The sequence below is a fragment of the Ruegeria sp. AE3 genome, from assembly GCF_056542225.1.
In genome coordinates this window covers 1-524 of the sequence record NZ_JBQFZL010000054.1, presented here as the reverse complement: position 1 = coordinate 524, position 524 = coordinate 1, and the positions used below count along the sequence as shown (strand labels likewise).

At 55.7% G+C, this 524-nt stretch carries 1 protein-coding gene; it reads left to right on the top strand.

From position 1 onward, the window contains the following. A partial coding sequence (locus ACR0NZ_RS20645) for a TRAP transporter large permease subunit (protein WP_480521586.1) occupies positions 1-524 on the top strand: 524 nt, incomplete at both ends.

Sequence of the window (524 nt, the reverse complement as noted above, 5' to 3'; positions counted from 1 at the left end):
GATCGTCGTTCTGGTTTACTTCCTGATGATCGAACAGAAATCGCCGGGACTGTCGGCGTTCTGGGCGACCGCTTTGCTGTTCGTAATCCTGCTGACGCAGAAACCGCTCAAGGCTCTTTTCCGGGGGCAGAGCAATCTCAAGAACACCTTTGTCGATGGCGTCGCTGACCTGTGGCAGGGGTTGATTGATGGTGCACGGAACATGATCGGTATCGCGCTGGCAACTGCCACTGCGGGCGTGATCGTCGGCACAGTGACTTTGACGGGTGTTGGTCAGGTAATGGCTGACCTGGTCGAGTTCCTTTCAGGCGGCAATCTTATCCTTATGCTGGTCATGGTTGGGCTGCTCAGCCTGATTCTGGGCATGGGTCTGCCGACCACGGCGAATTATATCGTTGTCAGCTCGTTGATGGCCGGGGTCGTCGTTGAACTGGGCGCGCAAAGCGGGCTGATTGTACCGTTGATCGCTGTGCACCTGTTTGTGTTTTACTTCGGGATTATGGCCGATGTTACACCGCCTGTTG